Origin of the sequence: Rhizobium rhizogenes NBRC 13257 (assembly GCF_000696095.1) — a bacterium.
GTDB classification, from domain to species: domain Bacteria; phylum Pseudomonadota; class Alphaproteobacteria; order Rhizobiales; family Rhizobiaceae; genus Rhizobium; species Rhizobium rhizogenes.
Genome location: NZ_BAYX01000007.1, coordinates 200542 through 223160, shown reverse-complemented (window position 1 = coordinate 223160; position 22619 = coordinate 200542). Strand labels below are relative to the sequence as shown.

Sequence of the window (22619 nt, the reverse complement as noted above, 5' to 3'; positions counted from 1 at the left end):
AATCGGATTAACCGCATCCGGTTACAGTCTGGCAACCCTGATAGAGATGTTTAAGGAGAGACCGGCCATGAGCCGCATCGCTACCCCGGCCCTTGGCCACATGCAGACCCTCGCACGCAACCCGATCATGATCGCGCTTTTCGTCGGCCTTTCGTTGGCTGGCTGCGCCTCCAAGAAGGGCCTGCCGAACGATGCCAACGGCCTTGGCCTCAATGGCGCCGGCAGTGCTACTCCGGGCTCGCCGCAGGACTTCACGGTCAATGTCGGCGATCGCATCTTCTTCGACACCGACAGCACGTCGATCCGTTCTGACGCTTCCCAGACGCTCGACCGTCAGGCTCAGTGGCTTGCCCGTTATCCGAACTACGCAATCACCGTCGAAGGCCATGCTGACGAACGCGGCACGCGCGAATACAACCTGGCTCTCGGCGCACGTCGTGCTGCCGCTACCAAGGACTATCTCGCTTCGCGTGGTGTTCCGGCTCAGCGCATGAAGACGATTTCCTACGGTAAGGAACGCCCGGTTGCGACCTGCGACGATATTTCCTGCTGGTCGCAGAACCGTCGCGCTGTCACCGTGCTCAACGGCGCCGGTTCCTAATAGCCGAAATTCCGCTCAAAACGTGCAAAGGCGGCCCCCGTGGCCGCCTTTGTTTTTTTGACCACACTTTGGCCGAACTCCGTTGCTTTTTGAGAGTAATTGTAAAAATCTCCTGTGTTGTGCCCAAGGCGCGAAGAATCAATGGAACAGGATAGATCCATATGAGAAAACTTGTCGTGGCGAGCGTACTTTGCCTCGTTGCTATTGTCGGCAGTGAGCGTGATGCCTCGGCCCTTTCGCTTTTCGGACTGCATCTAGGCGGTCGTGGCGCTTCGGAACAAGCCGCTCCGAGCAATGCCGCTCGTCTGGGCCAGGCCGAACAAGCGCCTGTCATCAAAATTCAGAGCAGCAATGCGGAAGTCCGTTTGCAGCAACTCGAGGACCAGATGCGCCAGTTGAACGGCCGCGTCGAGGAGATGAGCTATCAGTTGCTGCAGATGCAGGAGCAGATTCGCAAGACGCAGGAAGACAATGAATTCCGCTTCCAGCAGCTTGAAAAGCGCGGCGGCGGTGGTGGTGGTAACAGCAGCGGCGGCGGTTCGGCTAATCCCCCCGGCGGTGGCACCACGACGATCGGCGGTGGCTCGATGAAGAAGAGCGAAGCCGATGTTCCGGCTCAGGCACCGACTGGCGGCCAGCAGGACGATATCGCCGGCGTCATCGGCGATTCAGGCAGCGACATGCCGGCCACGGCTCAGCAGGGCGGTGGCTCCGGCAAACCGCCGACCCAGCTCGGCTCGATCCAGCTGGATCAGAATGGCAAGCAGATCGGCGCGACGGCGTCGCGTGCGAATAATAGCTCCGGCGCACCGCCGAGCGCGGGTTCCGGCACGCAGACGGCTTCGCTCGGCAGCGAGAACGATGAGTACAAGGCCGCCTATGGCCACGTCTTGTCCGGCGACTACAGCGTCGCCGAACAGGAGTTCCGCCAGTATATCGACAGCTATCCGAGCAGCAGCCGTTCGGCGGACGCCAATTTCTGGCTTGGCGAAGCGCTCTATTCGCAGGGCAAGTACAATGATGCCGCCAAGACCTTCTTGAACGCGCATCAAAAATACAGCACGTCCGAGAAGGCGCCGGAGATGCTCCTGAAGCTTGGCATGTCGCTCGCCGCCCTCGACAACAAGGACACGGCCTGCGCGACGCTGCGCGAAGTGACCAAGCGTTATCCGAAGGCTTCGAAGCCCGTTACCAACAAGGTGGCCAGCGAAGAAAAACGTCTTGCCTGCTGATTGCCATGTCTGCTGACGCTGCGAACGGTGCTGCCACAGTGCAAATGCCCGAAGCCGCAGCGGCCGATTTCATTCATTCCCTTTTCAAGCCTGCGCATATTCTGGTCGCCATTTCCGGCGGCAGCGATTCCACCGGCCTCCTGGCCGCTCTTGCAGAGCATCTGAAATCCCTTCCGAATTCCGACGTCACCCTCTCCGCCGCCACCATCGATCATGGGCTGCGCGCCGAAGCCGCCGAGGAGGCGCGCGAAGTCGCCGCTTTCTGCGCATCGCTTGGAATTGCGCATGTTGCGCGGCGATGGGAGGGCGAGAAGCCGAAAAGCGGCATCATGGCCGCCGCCCGCGAAGCGCGCTATGGGCTGCTCGCCGAAATCTCCGCCGAAATCTCGGCCAATGTCATCGTCACCGCCCATACAATCGACGATCAGCGCGAGACGCTGGCTATGCGAACGGCACGCCTGAACGAAGGTGAGGCTGGGGCGGGAACGGGTATTTCCGAGGCGATGCTGTTCGACCGGCGCATCTGGATCGCCAGGCCGTTTCTTGCTTGCCGTCGCGCGGATATTCGCGCCTATCTCAATGGGCGTGGCATGTCCTGGCTGAACGACCCCAGCAACGAAGATGTCCGCTACGAGCGCATCCGCACGCGCAAAAGCCTGTTGCAGGAACCGGCGCTGTTCCCTGCACCGGACGCAGCGGCTGCGCGCGCGGCGCTGTCGGCCGACGCTGCGGCGTGGCTGGGGGAACATGTTGCGGTTCACGCGGGCGTCCTCTGCGCCATCAGCCGCAAAGCGCTCTCGGCCGATGAAGGCGTCATCGCCTATGCACTCTCTTATCTCGCCGCCGTCTTCGGTGGCGAACCCTATGGGCCTGGTCGCGAACGGATGCGCCGCATCCTGGATTTTATCGGCGAGGGCAGGCCGGGGCGGCGTACGGCCGGCGGTGTCGTCTTCGATCTGCGCCGGGACGGGCTTTACCTCATGCGCGAGAGCCGCGATATCCGGCCGCTGGTGCTTGCCGCCGGAGCTGATGGTATCTGGGATGGCCGCTTCCAGATCGGCAATCACGGAGCCGCCGCCATTTGCGTCGAAGCTACGGGTACAACGGGAGCAATGGAATTTCCGGAAGGGTTGCCGAAAGGTGCGGTGCAGCGGGCGGGTGCCGTGCTGCCGAAAGTCGTCGCGGGTGACGAGGGCGCTGCCGCGTCGGTCACGATTGCGCCCTATCTGGCGCCCTTCGACCGCTTTTTGACACGATTCAATCTCACATTCGCCAACCGGTTGGCGGCTTGCCTCGGCCGCGAACCCTATGTGCCGCCGCCGCTTTGAGACTTATTGACGGAATAAAGCATGTGTCGGTGTGGTTTGCCTTGGCAACGGCTTGGCGCAACCCTATGTTAGGGATCAAGTAATGCCGCCGTTTAACGGTGGAAGTTTCAGTGCTGGGGAGTTCGATGAACCCTAATTTTCGTAATTTCGCTCTATGGGCAATCATAGCTCTGCTATTGATTGCCTTGTTCAGTATGTTCCAGAACGCGCCGGCACAAACAGGCTCCAGGGAAATTCCATATTCGCAATTCCTGCGGGAAGTTGATTCCGGCCGTGTCCGCGACGTTACCGTCACGGGCAATCGCGTGGTCGGCAGCTATGTCGAGAATGGAACACCCTTCCAGACCTATGCCCCGGTCGTGGATGACAGCCTGCTTGATCGCCTGCAAAGCAAGAACGTCAACATTGTCGGTCGTCCGGAATCGGATGGCTCTTCGAGCTTCCTGAGCTATCTCGGCACGCTGCTGCCGATGCTTCTGATCCTCGGCGTCTGGCTGTTCTTCATGCGGCAGATGCAGGGTGGCTCACGCGGCGCGATGGGCTTTGGTAAATCCAAGGCCAAGCTTCTGACTGAAGCGCATGGCCGCGTCACCTTCGACGATGTCGCCGGTGTCGACGAAGCCAAGCAGGACTTGGAAGAAATCGTCGAATTTCTGCGCGACCCGCAGAAGTTCCAGCGCCTTGGCGGCCGCATTCCGCGCGGCGTCCTGCTCGTCGGCCCTCCCGGCACGGGTAAGACGCTTCTGGCGCGTGCCATCGCCGGCGAAGCCAACGTGCCGTTCTTCACAATTTCGGGTTCCGACTTCGTGGAAATGTTCGTCGGCGTCGGCGCAAGCCGCGTCCGCGACATGTTCGAGCAGGCCAAGAAGAACGCGCCCTGCATCATCTTCATCGACGAAATCGACGCTGTCGGCCGCCATCGTGGTGCCGGTCTCGGCGGCGGCAACGATGAGCGCGAGCAGACGCTGAACCAGTTGCTGGTCGAGATGGACGGTTTCGAAGCCAATGAGGGCATCATCCTCATTGCCGCCACCAACCGTCCTGACGTTCTCGACCCGGCGCTCTTGCGTCCGGGCCGCTTCGACCGTCAGGTTGTCGTGCCGAACCCCGATATCATCGGCCGCGAGCGTATCCTCAAGGTGCATGCCCGCAATGTTCCGCTGGCTCCGAACGTCGATCTGAAGACGCTTGCCCGTGGCACGCCCGGCTTCTCCGGTGCCGATTTGATGAACCTCGTCAACGAAGCTGCCCTGATGGCCGCCCGCCGCAACAAGCGTCTGGTGACCATGCAGGAATTCGAAGACGCCAAAGACAAGATCATGATGGGCGCCGAGCGCCGCTCTTCGGCCATGACCGAAGCGGAAAAGAAGCTCACCGCCTATCACGAAGCCGGTCACGCGATCACGGCGCTCTATGTCGCCCTTGCCGACCCGCTGCACAAGGCGACCATCATCCCGCGCGGCCGTGCGCTTGGCATGGTCATGCAGCTCCCCGAGGGCGACCGTTACTCGATGAGCTATAAGTGGATGGTATCGCGCCTCTGCATCATGATGGGTGGCCGCGTTGCGGAAGAACTGACCTTTGGCAAGGAGAACATCACCTCCGGCGCATCCTCGGATATCGAGCAGGCCACCAAGCTTGCCCGCGCCATGGTCACGCAATGGGGCTTCTCCGATGAACTCGGCCTGGTTGCCTATGGCGAAAACCAGCAGGAAGTCTTCCTCGGTCACTCCGTCTCGCAGTCGAAGAACGTTTCGGAAGCGACCGCGCAGAAGATCGACAACGAAGTCCGCCGCCTGATCGACCAGGCTTACCGTCAAGCCAAGGATATCCTCACCGAACAGCATGACGGGTTCGTGGCGATCGCCGAAGGCCTGCTCGAATACGAAACGCTGAGCGGCGAAGAGATCAAGGCGCTTATTCGCGGCGAAAAGCCCGCCCGCGATCTTGGCGACGACACGCCGCCGAGCCGTGGTTCGGCTGTGCCGAAGACCGGCGCCAAGAAGGACGGTTCGCTCGGCAACAAGGGCGATGAGCCCGAGGGCGATCTGGAGCCGCAGCCGCACTAAACGGCAAAGGCAATCCAGCCTAAATGAAGAGGCCAGCTCCCTTGCAACCGGGAACTGGCCTTTTTTAGTGCTTTTTAACGGTAACGCGGTGTAATAGGCATTCTCGGTAATTTAAGTGCCGAGTTTTGCAATCTGTGGCATGAGCCTCAAGCATCGATGTTCGCGCCGCCCATGGACTTCACGGGAGCTGAACGGGATGCCGCGGTCCCACAGTGGGACGCCGCAATCACGGGAGTGCATATGAAACGTCGCTATTTCGGAACGGACGGAATCCGCGGACAATCCAACATCTATCCGATGACGCCGGATCTTGCCATGCGCGTGGGTATCGCTGCTGGCACGATCTTCCATCGGGGCAGCCATCGCCATCGCGTGGTCATCGGCAAGGATACGCGTCTTTCCGGCTATATGCTGGAAAACGCCATGGTGGCGGGCTTTACCGCCGCGGGCGTCGATGCCTTTGTTCTCGGCCCGATCCCGACGCCCGCCGTTGCCATGCTGACGCGGTCGCTGCGCGCCGATATCGGCGTGATGATCTCCGCTTCGCATAATCCTTACGAAGACAACGGCATCAAGCTTTTCGGCCCCGACGGCTACAAGCTGTCCGACGATCTCGAGATGAAGATCGAGGATCTGCTCGAGAAGGACATGACGGCGCATCTTGCCAAGTCGGAGAATATCGGCCGCGCCAAGCGTGTCGATGGCGTGCATGACCGTTATATCGAACATGCCAAGCGCACGCTGCCGCGCGACGTGACCTTGCAGGGCCTGCGCATCGCCATCGACTGTGCCAATGGCGCTGCCTACAAGGTCGCACCGGCCGTGCTGTGGGAACTCGGCGCGGAGGTCGTCACCATCGGTAACGAGCCGAACGGCACCAACATCAATCTCAACTGCGGTTCCACCAGCCCGGTGGCACTGCAGAAGAAGGTGGACGAAGTGCGGGCCGATATCGGCATCGCGCTTGATGGAGACGCCGACCGCGTCATCATCGTCGACGAGACCGGCACCATCATCGATGGCGACCAACTGATGGCCGTCATCGCCGAGAGCTGGGCGGAAAACCAGTCGCTGCGTGGCAATGGCATCGTCGCTACCGTCATGTCCAATCTCGGCCTTGAGCGCTTCCTGGAAGACCGGGGCATGGCGCTTGCGCGCACCGCGGTCGGCGACCGTCATGTCGTCGAGCACATGCGCCAGCACAATTTCAATGTCGGCGGCGAGCAGTCCGGCCATATCGTGCTCTCAGACTATGGTACGACCGGCGACGGCCTCGTGGCGGCGTTGCAGATCCTCGCCGTGGTCAAGCGCACCGGCAAGCCGGTCAGCGAAGTCTGCCGGCGTTTCGAGCCGGTGCCGCAGCTGCTGCGCAATGTCCGCATTTCCGGCGGCAAGCCGCTGGAGGACAATCAGGTGCGCAAGGCAATCGCCGATGCGGAGAGCGAGCTTGCCCGCAACGGCCGCCTGGTGATCCGCCCTTCGGGCACCGAGCCGCTGATCCGCGTCATGGCGGAAGGTGACGATCGCGGCCAGATCGAGCGCATCGTCGGCGGCCTGATCGACGTGATTTCGAGCGTTCGCAACGCGGCCTGATCCGGGCAATCCGTTATTGATATCCAAGTATTGGACCTGCGGCCGCCCCATTGAGGGCGGCCTTGTCGTTTTAAGGTTGCGCTGCAAGGTTCAGAGATGCGTTGGAGATGGCAAGCCTGATTCCATATATGAAGATTACCTTTGTAGTTTAGCTTCCTATATGCTAAGTCATGCGTATGAACGACCAATCGCATAGACCGCAGCTCGCTGTTGCCGCCACTATCGCGCAGGACCTGCGCAGCGTCGTGAGTAAGCTCAAGCGCCGACTGCGCGAACAGGCTGATGTGGGAGACATGACGCCGGCGCAGGTATCGGTGCTTCTTCGTCTTGAGAAAGACGGTCCGATGACGACATCGAGCCTGGCCAGAGCCGAGGGCATGCGACCGCAATCGATGGGAGCCATCATCGCGGCCCTGGACGCAGCTGGGCTTGTGAGGGGAGCAGCCGATCCAAATGATGGGCGGCAAACGATCCTGTCGATCACCGAAGCATGCCGCAGATGGATCGAGGAAGGCCGGGCGGCGCGGCAGGACTGGCTTTCGCGTGCGATAGAAACACGGCTCTCCAGCGAGGAGCAGGACCATCTTCTGTGTGCTGTCAAACTGCTCCAGCGGCTTGCCGACGACTGACTTCACAGATTTCAATCCCGAGATCGGCCAGCCGCCGGGGATATCGTAAACCCGCTTGCATCGAGGACTACCTGATATGCAATGGCTCTATCTTTTATCGTATTTCTTCGGTGGTCTGGTTCTCATGAACGCCGTGCCGCATGCGGTCAGCGGGGTCATGGGTCGACCGTTCCAGACCCCCTTCGCCAAGCCACCGGGACAAGGCCTGTCCTCGTCGAGCGTCAACGTGCTTTGGGGCTTCGCCAATCTGATCATTGCCTATCTTCTGCTCTGCGACGTCGGTGATTTTTCGCTGCACAACTTGCCCGACGTCCTGGCAGTCGGCTTGGGTGCTGTCCTCATCGCTTTATTCTCGGCACGGCACTTCGGTCGCTTTCACGGCGGCAACACCCCCGGGAACACTGATGGCAAGCGAATAGTTTTATAGTTGAAACGCTATCAAGCCGATATCATTGGAACATTTCGCCGGGATAGGCACCCCATAGCAAGTCCTGTCTGATATAGCCGCGCGCGGAATGCTCGCGTACGGAAACGTTGCACCATGCGCCGGTGCAGGAATGCAACGAAAGCAGCACCCGGGGTTGCAGCTCAGCAATGAGGTTGGCTGTCTTTTCCGGGCCGCCATGCAGCATGGCGTTCGTCTTCAGCCAGGGCGCGACCACCGCTGTCCGCTGTCCCGAAAGCAGCGCGCCGTGCATCCATCCAGTGGTGCCAGTGTCGTCGCGTACTTGCCGCCAGCGACCGTATTCGTCGATGATTTCCAGCGGCAGGCCGGGCTTCATATAGATCCATTTGGTGGCGTAGATCGTCGATGGTCCGACGCGCATGCGTGCCTTATGTGCTTTCAGCGAGACGTAGCGGGGGATCGGCAGCCCAGTCTCCCGCCCCTTGTTCCAGGCCGTGGCCGCGACGGGCTGGGCTGGCATCGGTGTGGCGAGCGCAGCGGAGGTCAGGAAGCCCAACATCAGGCAGAAGCCGGCACATAGCTTGCGAAAGTAAGTCAGCGACTTCCTCCTTGGTTCAGGCCCCGGTGGGCATCATGGTAACGGCTCGATTCTTGCCAATTGGTTTAAAGGCCGTCGGTGGCATGGGCTTCAAGCCATCTCGGCCTGGAACACAAGGATCTGGCCGATCAAGTTATCCTGCTGTTAAAGCACAATAATTATTAATTACTAATGTATAAAATAAAGTATATCCTGCAACCAAATAGAGTAAATATTCGTAGTTAATCGGGTTTTAACTCTTATCAACCATTATCCATGTCATGTCTTTTCAATTGGCAAGCGTTTGTCGTGCCAATGGCAATAACTTTGGAGCCAAATCCATGATGAAAACCTTGATTGGGGCAGTTGCCGCTCTGTTGGTTGGCACGTCTGCCTTTGCTGCTGATCTTTATACGCCTGAACCGGCGCAGCAGACGCCGGAAGTGGCGGTCAGCCAATCCAGCGGCTGGTATCTGCGCGGCGATGTCGGCTACGCCTTCACCAAACTGCGCGGCTCCAATTACTTCCAGGGTTCCAATTCCAGCCTGGTGGATTTCGATAGCGCCAAGCTCAACGGCAATATGACGCTCGGCGGCGGTGTCGGCTATCAGATCAACAACTACCTGCGCACGGACGTGACGCTGGATTATCTCTTCAAATCCAATTTCAAAGGCTCGACGACTGGTGATTGCGGTGGCTGCGGCCCCGGCTTCACGGCCGTGCCGGCGACCTCGCGCGATCGCGCATCGCTGACGGCCTACAGCTTGCTTGCCAATGCCTATGTCGATCTTGGCACATACAGCATCTTCACGCCTTATGTGGGTGGCGGTCTCGGCGGCACTTACGTCAAATGGAGCGACCTGAAGAATACTTCCTGCTCCGACGCCAATCCGGACTCCTGCGATGGCACCGTCTCGCATAAGGGCCGCGGCAGCTGGCGCTTCACCTACGCGCTAATGGCCGGTACCTCCATCGACCTCTCGTGTAACCTCAAGGCCGATGTCGGATATCGCTATCGCCATATCGAGGGTGGCAACATGTTCGGCTATGCGGAAAACGGCGGTCCCGGTTACGACAAGGGCATCAACCTGCACGAAGCACGCATCGGCGCCCGCTATACTTTCGGCGGCTGCCAGACCGCCAGCTACATGCCGCCGGCCGATATCCCGGTCCAGCCGCAGCCGGTCTACAAGTAAGCGTCTTTCGCTCCAAGCCATTGAAAAGCCGTCCGGTTACTCCGGGCGGCTTTTGCGTTTTCATCACCGCCGTTAAGCAATTCCGCCGCATCTTAAAGCTTCATTAACCATGAATTCCCTATGGTTAACGAAATAACAATGGCAGCGGCTCGGTCCCGGCCTTTCCTCCCGGAGAGCCGGAGTGTGGGAACGACAAGAGCCGGCCGGGCTCGGAGTGCGGGCGCCTGCCCGAGGATGGAAGGCGAGGGGTAATGATCCGTTTCGACGCTTTGGCGCTGGCTGCGATGATGGCGAGCGCATGTGCGGGCACTGCCTTTGCGAGTGATCTGCCGCCGGAAATCAAGATGCCGGAAGTCAGCGTCAAGGACGCCCAGGGTTGGTATGTGCGCGGCGATTTCGGTTATGCCATCAACGCCAGTCACGGCGATACGAGTTTCCGCACCTATGATCCCGCCGATGGCGACTACAGCTCCGGTCGATTCGATTCGGATCGCTTCAGCGACGATTTCTCCGGCGGATTGGGTGTCGGCTACCAATTCAACGACCTGTTCCGCGCCGATCTCACTGGCGATTACTTCAGCGGCGACTACGAAGGTCGAACCTCGAGCGCATCGCCCTGCTCGGGCAGTGCAGGCGGCACGGGTTGCTCCACCAAGGCCCGCTCCTCCTTCAAGGCAGGCAGCCTGATGGTGAACGGCTATGTCGATCTCGGCACGCTTGCCGGTTTCACGCCCTATGTCGGCGCCGGGCTCGGAGCGACCAGGATTTCCTGGAGCAGCGTCAATGCCGTCGGCTCCTGTGTCGACGGCTCTTCTAGCTGTGGTGGCAGCAGCTCGGTCAGCACCCGCTATCCCGGCGACAGCGATTGGCGTTTCACCTACGCCTTGATGGCCGGCGTTGCCTATGAGGTGGCGCCGAATGTGAAGCTGGATCTTGGCTATCGTTTCTCGCATGTCGCCGGCGGCGACATGTTCGGCTATTCCGCGGCCGATTCGGCGGCAGGCGCCGGCGGCACGATGGGCCGCGATGGCGCGCTGTCACGTCATGAAATCCGCGTCGGTTTGCGAATCACCACCTGGTAGGCCGTCTCCTACGGTGTCGTGAGAACGTAGCCGATGCGGCGGAAGAAATCGAAAGTGCGGAAAAGATGCGCCGGGATGCGCCGCAAAGCGGTGGACTTCGCGGCGTGATAGTCGCGGCGCCAGCCGATCATCGTGGTTCTCTGCAACGGGCTGAAGCCGGCGATATTGGCGCGCGTCGTAAAGATGGACGTCCGCATGTCCCAGCCGCGCTCGATGGCGACATCCCAGGGCAGGGACATGACGGCGAGCGACTTGACGATCTTTTCCGCGCCGCGGCGCGTCACGAGGTAGCAGGCCGTCGAGCCCTGCGGGCCGAAGAGGCAGCGGCCGATAACGTCTCCCTTGGGGCTGCGGGCCGTGGCATAGAAGCCGCCCCAGCGATGATTGACGAGCTTGATGACCTCGGCATTCGGTACTGCCTCTTGCGCCGCGACAGCGCGGGCGAGGAAGTTGCCATCCAGTGCTATGTCGTCCTCGATGATGATGGCCGATTGGCTGTCGCCCGCCAGAAATTGCCGGAGCGCCAGAAGGTGACTGCGATAGCAGCCATATTCACCGGGCAGGATGACCCTGCCATGTCGGCGCTGGAATCGCTCGTGATCGACGTCGACCCATTGCTCCTGCGGTAATAGAGCACCGTCGACGCCGTTAACGCGCTCGATCCTGATGCCGAATTCATCGCTCTGCCGCTGAACTTCCGCCAATCTGTCCGTCGCTCGATCAATGTTGATGAGGTAAACGGGCAGCGGCTGCGCGGGCATGCGAGGGCTTTCGGACAATGCGGCTTGATGTATTAGGGACATTTGTTCTTCATCGGTCGGCGCAAATCCATGAAACGCCATATCATATGGTGGCGTGTCCGCAAAGAAGCGAGCTTTTGTGTGGCTAATTCAGCATCTTCGCCAGCACGTTCCTGCACGAATTCGTGAAGCTCTGTCCACCCGCACTTTTTGCCTATTGCGCCCAAGCTCGGCTTCCAATATATCCGGCGGCGGGACACTCCTCCCCAACGAGGAGCTTTCTATCTGAGAGGATAGCATCATGACTAAGCTCGCCAAGCCGGACCTCCGTCCGAACAATACCCATTTCTCTTCTGGCCCCTGCTCGAAGCGCCCCGGTTGGACGCTCGATGCTCTTTCCGACGCGCCTCTTGGCCGTTCGCACCGTGCGAAAGTCGGCAAGGCCAAGCTGAAGCAGGCCATTGACCTTACCCGTGATATTTTGGACGTGCCTGCGGATTACCGCATCGGCATCGTTCCCGCTTCCGATACCGGCGCCGTAGAAATGGCGCTCTGGTCGCTGCTCGGAGAGCGCGGCGTCGACATGCTCGCCTGGGAAAGCTTCGGTGCCGGCTGGGTCACCGATGTTGTCAAGCAGCTGAAGCTCAAGGACGTCCGCAAGCTCGAAGCCGGTTACGGCGATTTGCCCGATCTTTCCGCTGTCGATTTCGACCGCGACGTGGTCTTCACCTGGAACGGCACCACCTCCGGCGTCCGCGTCCCGAACGCCGACTTCATCCCGGCCGACCGCAAGGGCCTGACGATCTGCGACGCCACCTCGGCCGCTTTCGCGCAGAACCTCGACTTCGCCAAGCTCGATGTCGTCACCTTCTCCTGGCAGAAGGTTCTGGGCGGCGAGGGAGCGCATGGCGTCATTATCCTGTCGCCGCGTGCCGTCGAGCGTCTGACCACCTATCAGCCCGCCTGGCCGTTGCCGAAAATCTTCCGCATGACCAGCGGCGGCAAGCTTATTGAAGGCATCTTCACCGGCGAGACGATCAACACGCCGTCGATGCTATGCGTTGAGGACTATATCGACGCTCTGCTCTGGGCCAAGGACCTCGGCGGTCTGAACGCTCTGATCGGTCGCGCCGATGCCAACGCCAAGGTCATCCATGACTTTGTCGCTGCCAACGGCTGGATTGCCAATCTGGCCAACAAAATTGAGACGCAGTCCAACACTTCCGTCTGCCTGAAGATCGTCGACAAGGATGTCGCCGCTCTCGACGAAGACGGTCAAGCGAACTTCGCCAAGGGTCTGGTCGCTCTTCTCGAAAAGGAAGGCGTCGCCTACGACGTCGGCCACTATCGCGACGCGCCGTCGGGCCTGCGCATCTGGGCGGGCGCGACGATCGAAGCGGCCGACATGCAGAAGCTGATGCCCTGGCTTTCCTGGGCTTTCGAAACGCAGAAGGCAACGCTCTCTCAGGCCGCTGCCTGAGGTTTAAGCGTTCCCGGCTCCGCCAAAAGGGCGGAGCCCAGCATTCCGAACTCTCTGTTTGCTTTCACGCAATTCCGGACGGAAAGCCGTTTCGCACTTTTCTTGGAATTGCCCATCATCGCTGACCCTTTTTCAGGAGGCCTCCCATGGCACCTCGCGTTCTCGTATCCGACGAACTGTCGGAAACCGCCGTTCAGATCTTCCGCGATCGTGGCGTCGAAGTCGATTTTCAGCCGCAGCTTGGCAAGGACAAGGACAAGCTGCTCGAAATCATCGGCAATTATGATGGCCTCGCCATCCGTTCCGCCACCAAGGTGACCGAGAAGATCATCGAAGCGGCGAAGAACCTCAAGGTCGTTGGTCGCGCCGGTATCGGCGTTGACAATGTCGATATTCCGGCGGCCTCGCGCCGCGGTATCATCGTCATGAACACACCCTTCGGCAACTCGATCACCACGGCCGAGCACGCCATTGCCCTGATGTTCGCCGTTGCCCGCCAACTTCCGTCTGCCGACGCCTCGACCCAGGCCGGCAAGTGGGAGAAGTCGAAGTTCATGGGTGTCGAAATCACCGGCAAGACGCTTGGCGTCATCGGCGCCGGCAATATCGGCTCGATCGTCATTGCCCGCGCCATCGGCCTGAAGATGCATGTCGTAGCCTATGACCCGTTCCTGTCGAAGGAACGCGCCGAGGAAATGGGCGTCACCAAGGTCGAGCTCGACGAGTTGTTCGCCCGCGCCGACTTCATCACGCTGCATGTGCCGCTGACGGACAAGACCCGCAACATCATCGACGCCGATGCACTCGCCAAGATCAAGCCGGGCGTTCGTATCATCAACTGCGCCCGCGGCGGTCTGGTGGATGAGGCAGCGCTTGCCGCCGCCATCAAGTCCGGCCATGTCGCCGGTGCCGCCTTCGACGTCTTCGAGGTCGAGCCCGCCAAGGAAAGCCCGCTGTTCGGCCTGCCGAACGTTGTCTGCACGCCGCATCTCGGCGCATCGACCACGGAAGCGCAGGAAAATGTCGCTCTGCAGGTGGCCGAGCAGATGTCGGACTATCTGGTCAAGGGCGCGGTCTCCAATGCCATCAACATGCCGTCGATCACCGCCGAGGAAGCACCGCTTCTGAAGCCGTTCATCAAGCTTGCCGATGTTCTCGGTGCCTTCGTCGGTCAGGTGACGGACGATCCGATCAAGGAAATCGAGATCCTCTATGATGGTGTCACCGCCGGCATGAACACCAAGGCGCTGACGAGTGCGCTGCTGGCCGGTCTCATCCGCAACCAGGTTGCCGACGTCAACATGGTTTCGGCGCCGATCATGATCAAGGAAAAGGGCATCGTCCTTGCCGAAGTCAAGCGCGACAAGACCGGCGTCTATGACGGCTACATCAAGCTGACGGTCACCACCGACAGCATGAGCCGCTCGGTCGCCGGCACTGTCTTCTCCGACGGCAAGCCGCGCTTCATCCAGATCAAGGGCATCAATCTCGATGCCGATGTCGGCAACCACATGGTCTATCTCGCCAATACCGACGTTCCCGGCATGATCGGCTTCATCGGCTCGACGCTCGGTTCCGCCGGCGTCAACATCGCCAACTTCCAGCTCGGCCGCGACAAGCAGGGCGGGGACGCCATCGCGCTGCTCTATGTCGATGGCCCGATCAACGACGAGGTTCTGGGCAAACTGACCGCGCATCAGGCGATCCGTCAGGCCAAGCCGCTGGTGTTCAACGTCGACTAAATCGCTCCTCCCAAGAGCTATCCGAAGAGCCCGGCGTAACCTCAGTTGTGCCGGGCTTTTCTTTACCTTCTACGGCTGTGGATAAGTCCACGCATCAGGCTATCGGGTCCGTTCAAACACGCCTATCTCTTTGTCATGGGGGAGTTGCAAAACAGCATTTTCGGGGACACGCTGGGCAAGCCGGTCGAATGGCTTGCGAAACCGGCATCCGTTGCCATCGTGCTGTTCGCGCGGGCCGTTACCGCAGTCAGGGCGATCTGGCCGGAGAGTGGTGTTCCGTCCGGCCGATGCGTCTATTTCGCCAATCATTCCAGTCACGGCGATTTCATCCTGATCTGGACCGTGCTTCCGCCGCGGCTTCGTCAGCGCACACGGCCCGTCGCTGGTGCCGAGTACTGGTTGAAGTCGAAATTGAACAGCTTCATCGGCCGCGACGTCTTCAACGCCGTCTTGATCGAGCGCGATCGCGAAGCGCGAACGGAAGATCCGGTCGAGCAGATGGCTGCGGCGATCGACGCCGGTTCCTCGCTTATCCTGTTTCCTGAGGGTACGCGAAACCTGACGGATGCGCCGTTGCAGCCGTTCAAGAGCGGGCTTTATCATCTGGCGATGGCTCGTCCCGATATCGATCTCATTCCCGTCTGGATCAACAATCTCAACCGCGTCATGCCCAAGGGTGAGTTCGTGCCCATTCCGCTGATCTGCACGGTGACTTTCGGCGAGGCGCTGCATATCGGCGCGGACGAGGAGAAGGCGGACTTTCTGGCACGGACGCAATCGGCGCTGCTGGCTTTATCGCCCAAGCAAGTGGGGCATGGCGAATGAGTGCGGCAAGCTCCGATCTGATCCATCTCGTTCTCGGCATTTTCGGCGTGCTGATCATCGCGTCCGTCATCGGTTATGTGTTGCAGCAGCGGCTGTCGCCGGATGGATCGAACGCGGCGATCGAAAACCTCAATGCCCGCATCAAGGCCTGGTGGGTGATGGTCATCCTGATCGGTCTCGCCTTTCTGGCGGGCCGCGCCGGCGTCATCCTGCTCTTTGCCTTCTGTTCCTTTGCGGCGCTGCGCGAATTCGTCACGCTGATCAGCACTCGGCGTGCCGACCATTGGGCGCTCGCCGCCGCATTCTTCGTCGCTCTGCCGGTGCAGTATTATCTGCTATGGGCCGAGCAATACGGCATCTACGCGATCTTTATCCCGGTCTATGCCTTCCTGCTGATGCCGATCATCGCGGTCTTGCGCGGCGACACCGAGCGCTTCCTGATCCGCATCGCCGAAGTGCAATGGGCGCTGATGATCTGCGTTTTCTGCGCCTCGCATGTGCCGGCGCTGTTGACCTTGCATATTCCCGGCTATGAAGGCCGCAACGTCCTTCTGATCGCCTTCCTCGTCATCGTCGTGCAGCTCAGCGATGTGCTGCAATATGTCTGGGGCAAGTTGTTCGGGCGCCACAAGATCGCGCCGAAACTGTCGCCGTCGAAAACGGTGGAAGGCTTTGTCGGCGGCGTCGCCAGCGCGACGCTGATCGGCGCGGCGCTCTGGTGGATCACGCCATTTACCCCGCTGCAAGCGGGGCTGCTTGCCTTCGTCATTACCATTATGGGCTTCTTCGGCGGCCTGGTGATGTCGGCGATCAAGCGCGATCGCGGCGTCAAGGATTGGGGCCACCTGATCGAAGGCCATGGCGGGTTGATCGACCGTCTGGATTCCGTCGTCTTCTCCGCGCCAATCTTCTTTCATCTTGTCCGCTATTGGTGGGTGGCGTCATGACCGGGCGGGTGAGGGCGCTTGCCGGCAGTAGCGCCGTGCATGTGCTTTTCGCTTTCGTCGCCATGGGCGGCTGGGCCGTTTTTGCCAACCGGATGCATCCGATGCCGCGGCCCGTAATCGCAGGTCTTGTCCAGGGCATTCTTTCGGCCTGCCTGACGCTATTCCTCAAATCGGTGATCGAGGCGCTGTCGAGACGGTTCCGTGGTCTTGCCGCTCTCTGGGCGCCACCCTTGATCGCCTGCCTTGGCTCCACCGGCATACTGGTGACGATCCATACGCTCAGCGGCACGCCGGAGATCTTGAAGACTATCGCAGTGCCGCTGCTGGTGTCGACCAGCTATGCGGCGATCTATAATTATTCGATTTCCGGCAGGAGGCGTTAAATCATGGTCGGCGAAGGGACGGGCGACAGGCGGCCATTGGCAAGCCGCAACACGCGCTGGGCGCAGGGATTAGCGCGGTGGATGACCGCGCTGTCGGTGACACCGAACCAGATATCGCAGGCGAGCATGGTCATGGCGGCGTTGGCGGGCGGTTCGTTCTGGTTGTCGGGGCAGGAGGATGTCGGGTTGCGCGTCCTGTTTCTGATCCTTGCGGCGCTCTTCTGCCAGCTTCGACTGCTGTGCAATTTGCTTGATGGCATGGTCGCCGTCGAGGGCGGCAAGGGTGAGGCGGATGGGCCGTTCTGGAATGAATTCCCGGACCGCGTCGCCGATATCCTGATCTTTGCCGGTCTCGGTTATGGTATCGCCACGCCCGGCCTTGGCTGGGCTGCTGCCGCCTTTGCCGTTCTCACCGCCTATGTCCGCGAGCTCGGCCGCGCCACCGGCAATCCCAGCGATTTCGGTGGGCCGATGGCCAAGCAGCATCGTATGGCGACAATCACGGCCGCAGCACTGCTTTCCATTCTCGAAGTGCTCTGGACCGGCGGCAGCTGGGTGCTGACCATCGCACTCTGGATCGTCGCAGTCGGGGCTGCGGTGACGGCGCTGCGGCGCGGGCTGAACCTCGTTCGGCAGCTGAAGGCGAAGCATTGAGCGTCGCTCGCGGTCGGCTTGATTCGCCGCCCCTTGCGTCCGGCGGTAATCCTTTCTATATCCCTGATCGATTGAGGCCGGGCGGTTAAAGCCGCCGTGTGCCCCCAGATGATAAAAATCCGCCGCTTTTGCATGGCAACCGGTGGAAAGAAGACAGCACCGAAGATCGACTGAGATTGGCGGCAAGACCGTGAACACACTGGATTTTGACAAGAAGCCGGAAGACACCCGCGTCGTCGTCGCCATGTCGGGCGGCGTCGATAGCTCGGTCGTTGCCGGCATTTTGAAGCGCCAGGGCTATGATGTGCTCGGCATAACGCTGCAGCTTTACGATCACGGTGCCGCCGTCCATCGCGCCGGCTCGTGCTGCGCCGGTCAGGATATCGACGATGCCCGCCGTGTCTGCGAGACGATCGGCATTCCGCATTATGTACTCGACTACGAGAAGCGTTTCCGCGAGACGGTGATCAATCCCTTCGCCGAAAGCTATGTCGCCGGCGAGACGCCGATCCCTTGCGTCTCCTGTAATCAGACCGTCAAGTTCGCCGATCTGCTGGCAACGGCCAAGGAACTCGGCGCCGATGCGCTGGCGACCGGCCACTATATCCGCTCGCGTCCGAATCCGTCTGCGGATCATCCCGGCCGCCGCGCGCTCTATCGCCCTGCCGATGCCGATCGCGACCAGAGCTATTTTCTGTTTGCGACGACGCAGGAACAGATCGACTATCTGCGCTTTCCGCTCGGTGGCATGCCGAAGGCGGAGACACGCGCGCTTGCGGAAGAGATGGGCCTTGTCGTCGCCAAGAAGGCCGACAGCCAGGACATCTGTTTCGTGCCGCAGGGCAAATATTCCGATGTCATCGCCAAGCTGAAGCCGAATGCGGCGCTTGCCGGCGAGATCGTCCATCTCGATGGCCGCGTGCTCGGCCGGCATGAAGGCATCCTGCATTATACGATCGGCCAGCGCCGCGGCATCGGTGTCGCCACCGGCGATCCGCTCTATGTGGTCTTTCTCGACGCCCGCTCGCGCCGCGTCATTGTCGGCCCGAAGGAAGCGCTGGAAACGCACCGCGTCTATCTGCGCGACGTCAACTGGCTCGGCGACGAACCGCTGCTGGAAGCCGCCTCCGGTGAAGGCTTTGCCTGCTACGCCAAGGTCCGCTCCACCCGGCCGCCGGAGCCCGCCGTGCTGCGCGCCGACAAGGACGGCATCTATGTCGACCTGACGATCGGCGAAGCCGGCGTCGCGCCCGGCCAGGCCTGCGCCCTCTATTCCGCCCCCGGCGACGACGCCCGCGTCTATGGCGGCGGCTTCATCGAACGTTCCGAGCGCGAGCCGATGGCTGAGGCGTCGCTGAAGGCATTGCTGGCAAGCCCGGTTGCGGCTTGAAGGCAGCTGACGACCGGGGCAGGGGAAAGCGTTGATTTTTCCAAATCATCCGCTTGACATAAAGCCGAACCGCACCTTATAAGCCGCTCAACCGACGAGCCAATGCTCCTCGAGCGGCGGTTTCGTTTGGCCCTTGTGCATAAGTAATGACTATGCGCAGATGTGGCGGAGTAGCTCAGTAGGTCAGAGCAGAGGAATCATAATCCTTGTGTCGGGGGTTCAAATCCCTCCTCCGCTACCATTCAAAAAGCTGACATAATTACGATCATGGCCATAGAGGCCTGTGTTCCTGCCTTGATCGAGGCCGGCAATCTGATTGATTGTTTCCAAACGATGATTGGACGGAGAGCCAAGACCGAACTCCATCAGTGGATCGCCTTTGCTCTATAGCCGCATGGCTGAATTTGCGGACAGGATGCCTTGCATACCAACGAGGCTCACCGGGAGTGAGCCACAGCGCGGTCCTGACTGCGGTCGTCATCCGTAAGTTCAATGGCGTTGCGGATCACGAAGTCCTCCATGGCGTGATCTTCGATCTCGTCAGCCTCCATATTCGCAATCGTTGTTCGCACCTTCGCTTCAAGCTTCTGGTGCGAAGTCGCAAAGTTCGAGCCCCGTTGAATTTTCGCCTGCAGTTCCTCTTCGGATTTGCTGTAATAATGGTTGAGCTGCAGGAACAGGTTTGAATAGAAGGCGGCTGATTTGCGGCCTCTGCGCGTAAAGCGATGCCCGCCATCGTTTACCGTCAGATCCCCAAATTCGCGTGTCTTGAACTGGTGGATGCTGACTTCGACGACCTCGCACGGATCGACGATGCATTTGAAATTGGTAGAATGCTCTTTGCGGCTCAGTGGATCGGCGCTGCGCCTAGTGTAGCTCAACAGGACGGGTCTTTCCGGCTTTGTCTTGTGGCCGCTGGTGCCGAACATATGCCAGGGCAGAGATATATTGGGGAAATTCTGGGTGGCGACGAGCGCCTCCTCGACCGTCGTGCCTTTTTTCGGGAGGAGGAACTCGTCGGCGTCGATGAAAGCCATGCGCCGAAATGCGCTGCCGAAGTTGAGAATTGCGTGGGCGAAGGCAACCACTTGGCAATCGAGGAAGCGTTCGTCCTCACCATAGGTCATCCGTCCCGCCCAGGGCACGATTGTCAGGGCGTCCGGCGTGAGGATCTGTCGCAAGATCGTGCAGGTGTCATCCGCTGAACCGTTATCGTAGAGGATGAAATGGCGTATACCAACAGCCTGGTGAAAGCGAACCCATTCGCCGATATAGGCTCCCTCGTCCTTCACGCACACCACGATGGCGATACCGTGCCTTTCAGGAAGCGGCGCCGGCGGCTGTATTGCGAGTTTTTTGATTGATGACTTTCCGCGTCCGAACCACCGCATTGATGTTCCCACTGTCGAAGCAGCCCAACCGAAACCGAATCCAGCCGCAAGAGATCGAAAATCTGTTCACCCGCTCGGTTTGGCAGGCGTTAGCACTATGATCGCCATCCAGGGGCGATGAATTCATTGGACTTCGGGTGGCGGACGTCACGCGCGGGTGATCGTACCCCGCCCATCGCTGCCGCTGATCTGGCGTCGCTGATCCGTTTGGCTGGCTCGAAAATTAGCCAGAAGAAGGCCCGGCAGGGGAAGCCGGACCTTCCTGTCACTGATCGGAGGTCAAATTCAGATCAGATCAAAAGCTGCGTTCGAAGCGGAGGATGCCGGCCCACTGGTCTTCGTTGACCGAATCCCAGTTGGTGTAGGAAACTTCCGGCTCGATCAGGAGGTTCTTAACCGGGTTGAACTTGACGTTCGTGGTCGCGGCGAAGATCTTCGAGTCGGTGTAGGCGACCTGGAAGTTCCACTTCAGCTTTTCGTTGATCGGAACGCTTGCGCCGCCCCAGACTGCCCAGTCGCCCCAGCCGCAAAGGTAGCCCTGGTTGGTCGGGCAAGTCGATTCATCGTTGTTCGAGCCGGCATACTGGTTCAGCTTGCTGCCGTCCGTGTTGTAGCCGCCCATGACGAAGGCCGAGAAAACGCCGAAATCGGCATCGACGCGAGCCTTGACCGCGCCTTCCTCGACGATGGAGTCATAACCACCGACGACCTTGAAGCCCCATGCGCCAGCCTTGTAACCGGCACCGGCAACGACGTTCGGAGCATAGTGATTGGATTCCGAGGTGACCCAGGCGCCGTCGTAGCTGCTCGCATCATCGGATGAATTGGTGTCTTCGAGCGAGATCACGGCCGTGAAGCCGTTGCCGGCGTCATAGTTGTAGGTCAACTGGTTGAGTTCGTACGGGCCGTCATAGACGACGTCGTCGTTGATGACGTCGCCGGCATAACCGGTGAAGACGTTGTACTGCGAATCTTCCTTGCCGACGGTGAAGCCACCGAGGCTGATGCTGGCGTGCAGCAAGTTGGTTGTCGTCGAAGCACCTTCCTGCCAATCCCAACGCAGTTCGGTGTTGGTCTTCAGCGGACCGTATTCGGTGTCGGTCGCGGTCTGCAGCTGCAGCTCTGCACGCGTATGCCAGAGCGTTCCGTTTTTGCTGCTCGGATTGTAGGCATTGCCCCATTCACCTTCGGTGCGAACCTTGCCGCCGATCTTCAGGCACGTCTCACTGCCGGGGATAAAGAAGTATCCGGCGCCATATGCGTCGCATATTTTTACATATTCCAGCGGCTCCGGCTCGGCTGCGACAACGGCATCGGCAGCGCTGGCTTGCGATGCGACGATGAGAGCGGCTGCAGAGCTGAGCATAAGGCTCTTGATATTCATTCTGGCTCCATTTGGTTTTGGCTACCTAGGGACATCGCGAAGCGACCTGGCGATGCCTCGTGCTAGCTTTATGGTTTCCGGCTGAAAGCTGATTGGCTTCCGCGCTATATCTAGCTGTGAAAACTTTTGGAGTTTCGAATATTTACCAAGCAACGACTTAGTTAATTGAAGTGATTCAAGGGTGTGTTGCCAAAATATCTCGATATTCAATGTATTGTTTCGTGGTTTAAACTTCATTATAGTTCAAGAAAAGTTGAGAAACGTATGTCTTGGTTTGGACATTTATTGCGATGATTCGCGCTTTTCCTTTTGGTGGATGTATGTTCACCAAAAGGGCATCTGCTTTCCGCCTGGCGAATGCCACATTTGGCAGCGCAAATTTTGAAGGATGAATGCAGGGTTTGGTTCGTTGCGGCAAGAATCAAGCGCATCTGTTCCCATGGAAATCGCGCTAATCGAGGCCGGCCTCCCTCCAGGCAAGCATGACGGGAACGCCGATGTGCGTCGCTGCCCTGCCGCACATTGGCCACCGGCCACTTGAAGGGCTAACAACGACATCGGGCGTCGCCATCGCCTATAGGAAAGGTGAGGCTGCGCCAGCGATCAAGGCTTTCATTTCCAGGCATCGAGAGCAAGCTCACGCTCCGGCAAGCCACATGTCTTGAGACGATCATTGGCATGCCCCGAGCGATATTTCCATTGATGGGTGGGACGGGCATCCATGGATGAAGAGAGCGGAACGAGCCGCCACCTTCAGGCGCGCGGCCATCAACCCAGATCCAGCTTTTAAGGCGATTGATCGAGCCGGTTCTTGTGAGTGACCGAGGCCGCTGGTGTGGTGATTTATTGGGTTTCGAATATTACCTACGGCGTTGTGAGGACGCGTTCCTGATAAACTCAGGGCGTCGATAAACGCGCAACACATTTTTGGAGGCAGCGCCCGGTGGAGCGCTGCCATTTCACGCCGACA

At 59.9% G+C, this 22619-nt stretch carries 20 protein-coding genes and 1 tRNA gene; 17 read left to right on the top strand and 4 right to left on the bottom strand.

Features of this window, described 5'->3' with window-relative positions; translation table 11 throughout:
* The first annotated feature begins 67 nt into the window (after window positions 1-67).
* The 7 genes from pal to RRH01S_RS17370 all read left to right on the top strand — a co-directional run bounded on the left by pal (window position 68) and on the right by RRH01S_RS17370 (window position 7879).
* A complete protein-coding gene (gene pal / locus RRH01S_RS17400; RefSeq protein ID WP_007703336.1) occupies window positions 68-601 on the top strand; it encodes a peptidoglycan-associated lipoprotein Pal in 534 nt (177 codons plus the stop codon).
* A 161-nt stretch (window positions 602-762) separates the two neighbouring features.
* The gene (gene ybgF, locus RRH01S_RS17395) at window positions 763-1833 is read left to right on the top strand and encodes a tol-pal system protein YbgF (RefSeq protein WP_012652250.1); all 1071 of its coding nucleotides are present in this window, start codon (window positions 763-765) and stop codon (window positions 1831-1833) included.
* Between the two features lie 5 nt (window positions 1834-1838).
* Window positions 1839-3161 (top strand): tRNA lysidine(34) synthetase TilS, encoded by a 1323-nt coding sequence (tilS, locus tag RRH01S_RS17390; protein ID WP_034517635.1) that lies wholly within the window; start codon window positions 1839-1841, stop codon window positions 3159-3161.
* 125 nt (window positions 3162-3286) lie between these two features.
* Window positions 3287-5230 (top strand): ATP-dependent zinc metalloprotease FtsH, encoded by a 1944-nt coding sequence (gene ftsH / locus RRH01S_RS17385; RefSeq protein WP_007703330.1) that lies wholly within the window; start codon window positions 3287-3289, stop codon window positions 5228-5230.
* A gap of 240 nt (window positions 5231-5470) precedes the next feature.
* Window positions 5471-6823 (top strand): phosphoglucosamine mutase, encoded by a 1353-nt coding sequence (gene glmM, locus RRH01S_RS17380; RefSeq protein ID WP_012652248.1) that lies wholly within the window; start codon window positions 5471-5473, stop codon window positions 6821-6823.
* Window positions 6824-6993: 170 nt separating this feature from the next.
* Complete coding sequence (locus RRH01S_RS17375) at window positions 6994-7452, top strand: MarR family winged helix-turn-helix transcriptional regulator (RefSeq protein WP_042473295.1); 459 nt, start codon at window positions 6994-6996, stop codon at window positions 7450-7452.
* Between the two features lie 76 nt (window positions 7453-7528).
* Window positions 7529-7879, top strand: coding sequence for a hypothetical protein (locus RRH01S_RS17370; RefSeq protein WP_012652246.1), 351 nt, complete (start codon window positions 7529-7531; stop codon window positions 7877-7879).
* A 22-nt stretch (window positions 7880-7901) separates the two neighbouring features.
* Here RRH01S_RS17370 and RRH01S_RS17365 read toward each other — a convergent pair whose 3' ends face one another.
* A complete protein-coding gene (locus RRH01S_RS17365) occupies window positions 7902-8417 on the bottom strand; it encodes an SH3 domain-containing protein (protein WP_007703315.1) in 516 nt (171 codons plus the stop codon).
* 359 nt (window positions 8418-8776) lie between these two features.
* Between RRH01S_RS17365 and RRH01S_RS17360 the strand changes: the two genes are divergently transcribed.
* Window positions 8777-9631: an outer membrane protein gene (locus tag RRH01S_RS17360; RefSeq protein WP_007703312.1), complete on the top strand. Its 855-nt coding sequence runs from the start codon at window positions 8777-8779 to the stop codon at window positions 9629-9631.
* A 251-nt stretch (window positions 9632-9882) separates the two neighbouring features.
* Window positions 9883-10713 (top strand): outer membrane protein, encoded by an 831-nt coding sequence (locus RRH01S_RS17355; protein WP_012652244.1) that lies wholly within the window; start codon window positions 9883-9885, stop codon window positions 10711-10713.
* Window positions 10714-10721: 8 nt separating this feature from the next.
* Here RRH01S_RS17355 and RRH01S_RS17350 read toward each other — a convergent pair whose 3' ends face one another.
* Window positions 10722-11474, bottom strand: a complete 753-nt coding sequence (locus RRH01S_RS17350) for a glycosyltransferase family 25 protein (protein WP_012652243.1) — start codon at window positions 11472-11474, stop codon at window positions 10722-10724.
* Window positions 11475-11754: 280 nt separating this feature from the next.
* On the opposite strand from RRH01S_RS17350, the gene RRH01S_RS17345 reads away from it, so the two are divergent.
* From RRH01S_RS17345 to RRH01S_RS17310, 8 genes are all read left to right on the top strand, one after another.
* Window positions 11755-12933: a phosphoserine transaminase gene (locus tag RRH01S_RS17345; protein WP_012652242.1), complete on the top strand. Its 1179-nt coding sequence runs from the start codon at window positions 11755-11757 to the stop codon at window positions 12931-12933.
* A gap of 146 nt (window positions 12934-13079) precedes the next feature.
* The gene (serA, locus tag RRH01S_RS17340; RefSeq protein WP_012652241.1) at window positions 13080-14675 is read left to right on the top strand and encodes a phosphoglycerate dehydrogenase; all 1596 of its coding nucleotides are present in this window, start codon (window positions 13080-13082) and stop codon (window positions 14673-14675) included.
* 135 nt (window positions 14676-14810) lie between these two features.
* On the top strand, window positions 14811-15500 hold the full coding sequence (locus RRH01S_RS17335; RefSeq protein ID WP_042473289.1) for a lysophospholipid acyltransferase family protein: 690 nt from the start codon (window positions 14811-14813) through the stop codon (window positions 15498-15500).
* Entirely contained in the window at window positions 15497-16447 is a 951-nt protein-coding gene (locus RRH01S_RS17330) for a phosphatidate cytidylyltransferase (protein WP_007703294.1), read from the top strand. Before RRH01S_RS17335 ends, RRH01S_RS17330 begins: the two co-directional genes overlap by 4 nt.
* Window positions 16444-16830, top strand: a complete 387-nt coding sequence (locus RRH01S_RS17325) for a hypothetical protein (RefSeq protein WP_012652239.1) — start codon at window positions 16444-16446, stop codon at window positions 16828-16830. Before RRH01S_RS17330 ends, RRH01S_RS17325 begins: the two co-directional genes overlap by 4 nt.
* Window positions 16831-16833: 3 nt before the next feature.
* Complete coding sequence (locus RRH01S_RS17320; protein ID WP_034517641.1) at window positions 16834-17484, top strand: CDP-alcohol phosphatidyltransferase family protein; 651 nt, start codon at window positions 16834-16836, stop codon at window positions 17482-17484.
* A 190-nt stretch (window positions 17485-17674) separates the two neighbouring features.
* Entirely contained in the window at window positions 17675-18874 is a 1200-nt protein-coding gene (mnmA, locus tag RRH01S_RS17315; RefSeq protein ID WP_012652237.1) for a tRNA 2-thiouridine(34) synthase MnmA, read from the top strand.
* Window positions 18875-19038: 164 nt separating this feature from the next.
* Window positions 19039-19115: transfer RNA gene (locus tag RRH01S_RS17310), tRNA-Met, on the top strand.
* Window positions 19116-19311: 196 nt separating this feature from the next.
* Here RRH01S_RS17310 and RRH01S_RS17300 read toward each other — a convergent pair.
* Together RRH01S_RS17300 and RRH01S_RS17295 are read right to left on the bottom strand one after the other, a co-directional pair.
* The gene (locus RRH01S_RS17300; protein ID WP_034517646.1) at window positions 19312-20265 is read right to left on the bottom strand and encodes a glycosyltransferase family 92 protein; all 954 of its coding nucleotides are present in this window, start codon (window positions 20263-20265) and stop codon (window positions 19312-19314) included.
* Between the two features lie 295 nt (window positions 20266-20560).
* On the bottom strand, window positions 20561-21649 hold the full coding sequence (locus tag RRH01S_RS17295; RefSeq protein ID WP_034517647.1) for a porin: 1089 nt from the start codon (window positions 21647-21649) through the stop codon (window positions 20561-20563).
* Window positions 21650-22619: the final 970 nt, after the last annotated feature.

Bases quoted from the DNA above. Each gene is read 5' to 3' on its own strand.
- ftsH (WP_007703330.1), top strand. From the start codon at position 3,287: ATGAACCCTAATTTTCGTAATTTCGCTCTATGGGCAATCATAGCTCTG.
- RRH01S_RS17350 (WP_012652243.1), bottom strand. From the start codon at position 11,474: ATGCCCGCGCAGCCGCTGCCCGTTTACCTCATCAACATTGATCGAGCG.
- RRH01S_RS17365 (WP_007703315.1), bottom strand. From the start codon at position 8,417: ATGTTGGGCTTCCTGACCTCCGCTGCGCTCGCCACACCGATGCCAGCC.
- RRH01S_RS17300 (WP_034517646.1), bottom strand. From the start codon at position 20,265: ATGCGGTGGTTCGGACGCGGAAAGTCATCAATCAAAAAACTCGCAATA.
- RRH01S_RS17295 (WP_034517647.1), bottom strand. From the start codon at position 21,649: ATGAATATCAAGAGCCTTATGCTCAGCTCTGCAGCCGCTCTCATCGTC.
- serA (WP_012652241.1), top strand. From the start codon at position 13,080: ATGGCACCTCGCGTTCTCGTATCCGACGAACTGTCGGAAACCGCCGTT.
- RRH01S_RS17345 (WP_012652242.1), top strand. From the start codon at position 11,755: ATGACTAAGCTCGCCAAGCCGGACCTCCGTCCGAACAATACCCATTTC.
- RRH01S_RS17330 (WP_007703294.1), top strand. From the start codon at position 15,497: ATGAGTGCGGCAAGCTCCGATCTGATCCATCTCGTTCTCGGCATTTTC.
- RRH01S_RS17370 (WP_012652246.1), top strand. From the start codon at position 7,529: ATGCAATGGCTCTATCTTTTATCGTATTTCTTCGGTGGTCTGGTTCTC.
- RRH01S_RS17375 (WP_042473295.1), top strand. From the start codon at position 6,994: ATGCGTATGAACGACCAATCGCATAGACCGCAGCTCGCTGTTGCCGCC.
- tilS (WP_034517635.1), top strand. From the start codon at position 1,839: ATGTCTGCTGACGCTGCGAACGGTGCTGCCACAGTGCAAATGCCCGAA.
- RRH01S_RS17325 (WP_012652239.1), top strand. From the start codon at position 16,444: ATGACCGGGCGGGTGAGGGCGCTTGCCGGCAGTAGCGCCGTGCATGTG.
- RRH01S_RS17335 (WP_042473289.1), top strand. From the start codon at position 14,811: ATGGGGGAGTTGCAAAACAGCATTTTCGGGGACACGCTGGGCAAGCCG.
- RRH01S_RS17320 (WP_034517641.1), top strand. From the start codon at position 16,834: ATGGTCGGCGAAGGGACGGGCGACAGGCGGCCATTGGCAAGCCGCAAC.
- pal (WP_007703336.1), top strand. From the start codon at position 68: ATGAGCCGCATCGCTACCCCGGCCCTTGGCCACATGCAGACCCTCGCA.
- ybgF (WP_012652250.1), top strand. From the start codon at position 763: ATGAGAAAACTTGTCGTGGCGAGCGTACTTTGCCTCGTTGCTATTGTC.
- RRH01S_RS17360 (WP_007703312.1), top strand. From the start codon at position 8,777: ATGATGAAAACCTTGATTGGGGCAGTTGCCGCTCTGTTGGTTGGCACG.
- glmM (WP_012652248.1), top strand. From the start codon at position 5,471: ATGAAACGTCGCTATTTCGGAACGGACGGAATCCGCGGACAATCCAAC.
- RRH01S_RS17355 (WP_012652244.1), top strand. From the start codon at position 9,883: ATGATCCGTTTCGACGCTTTGGCGCTGGCTGCGATGATGGCGAGCGCA.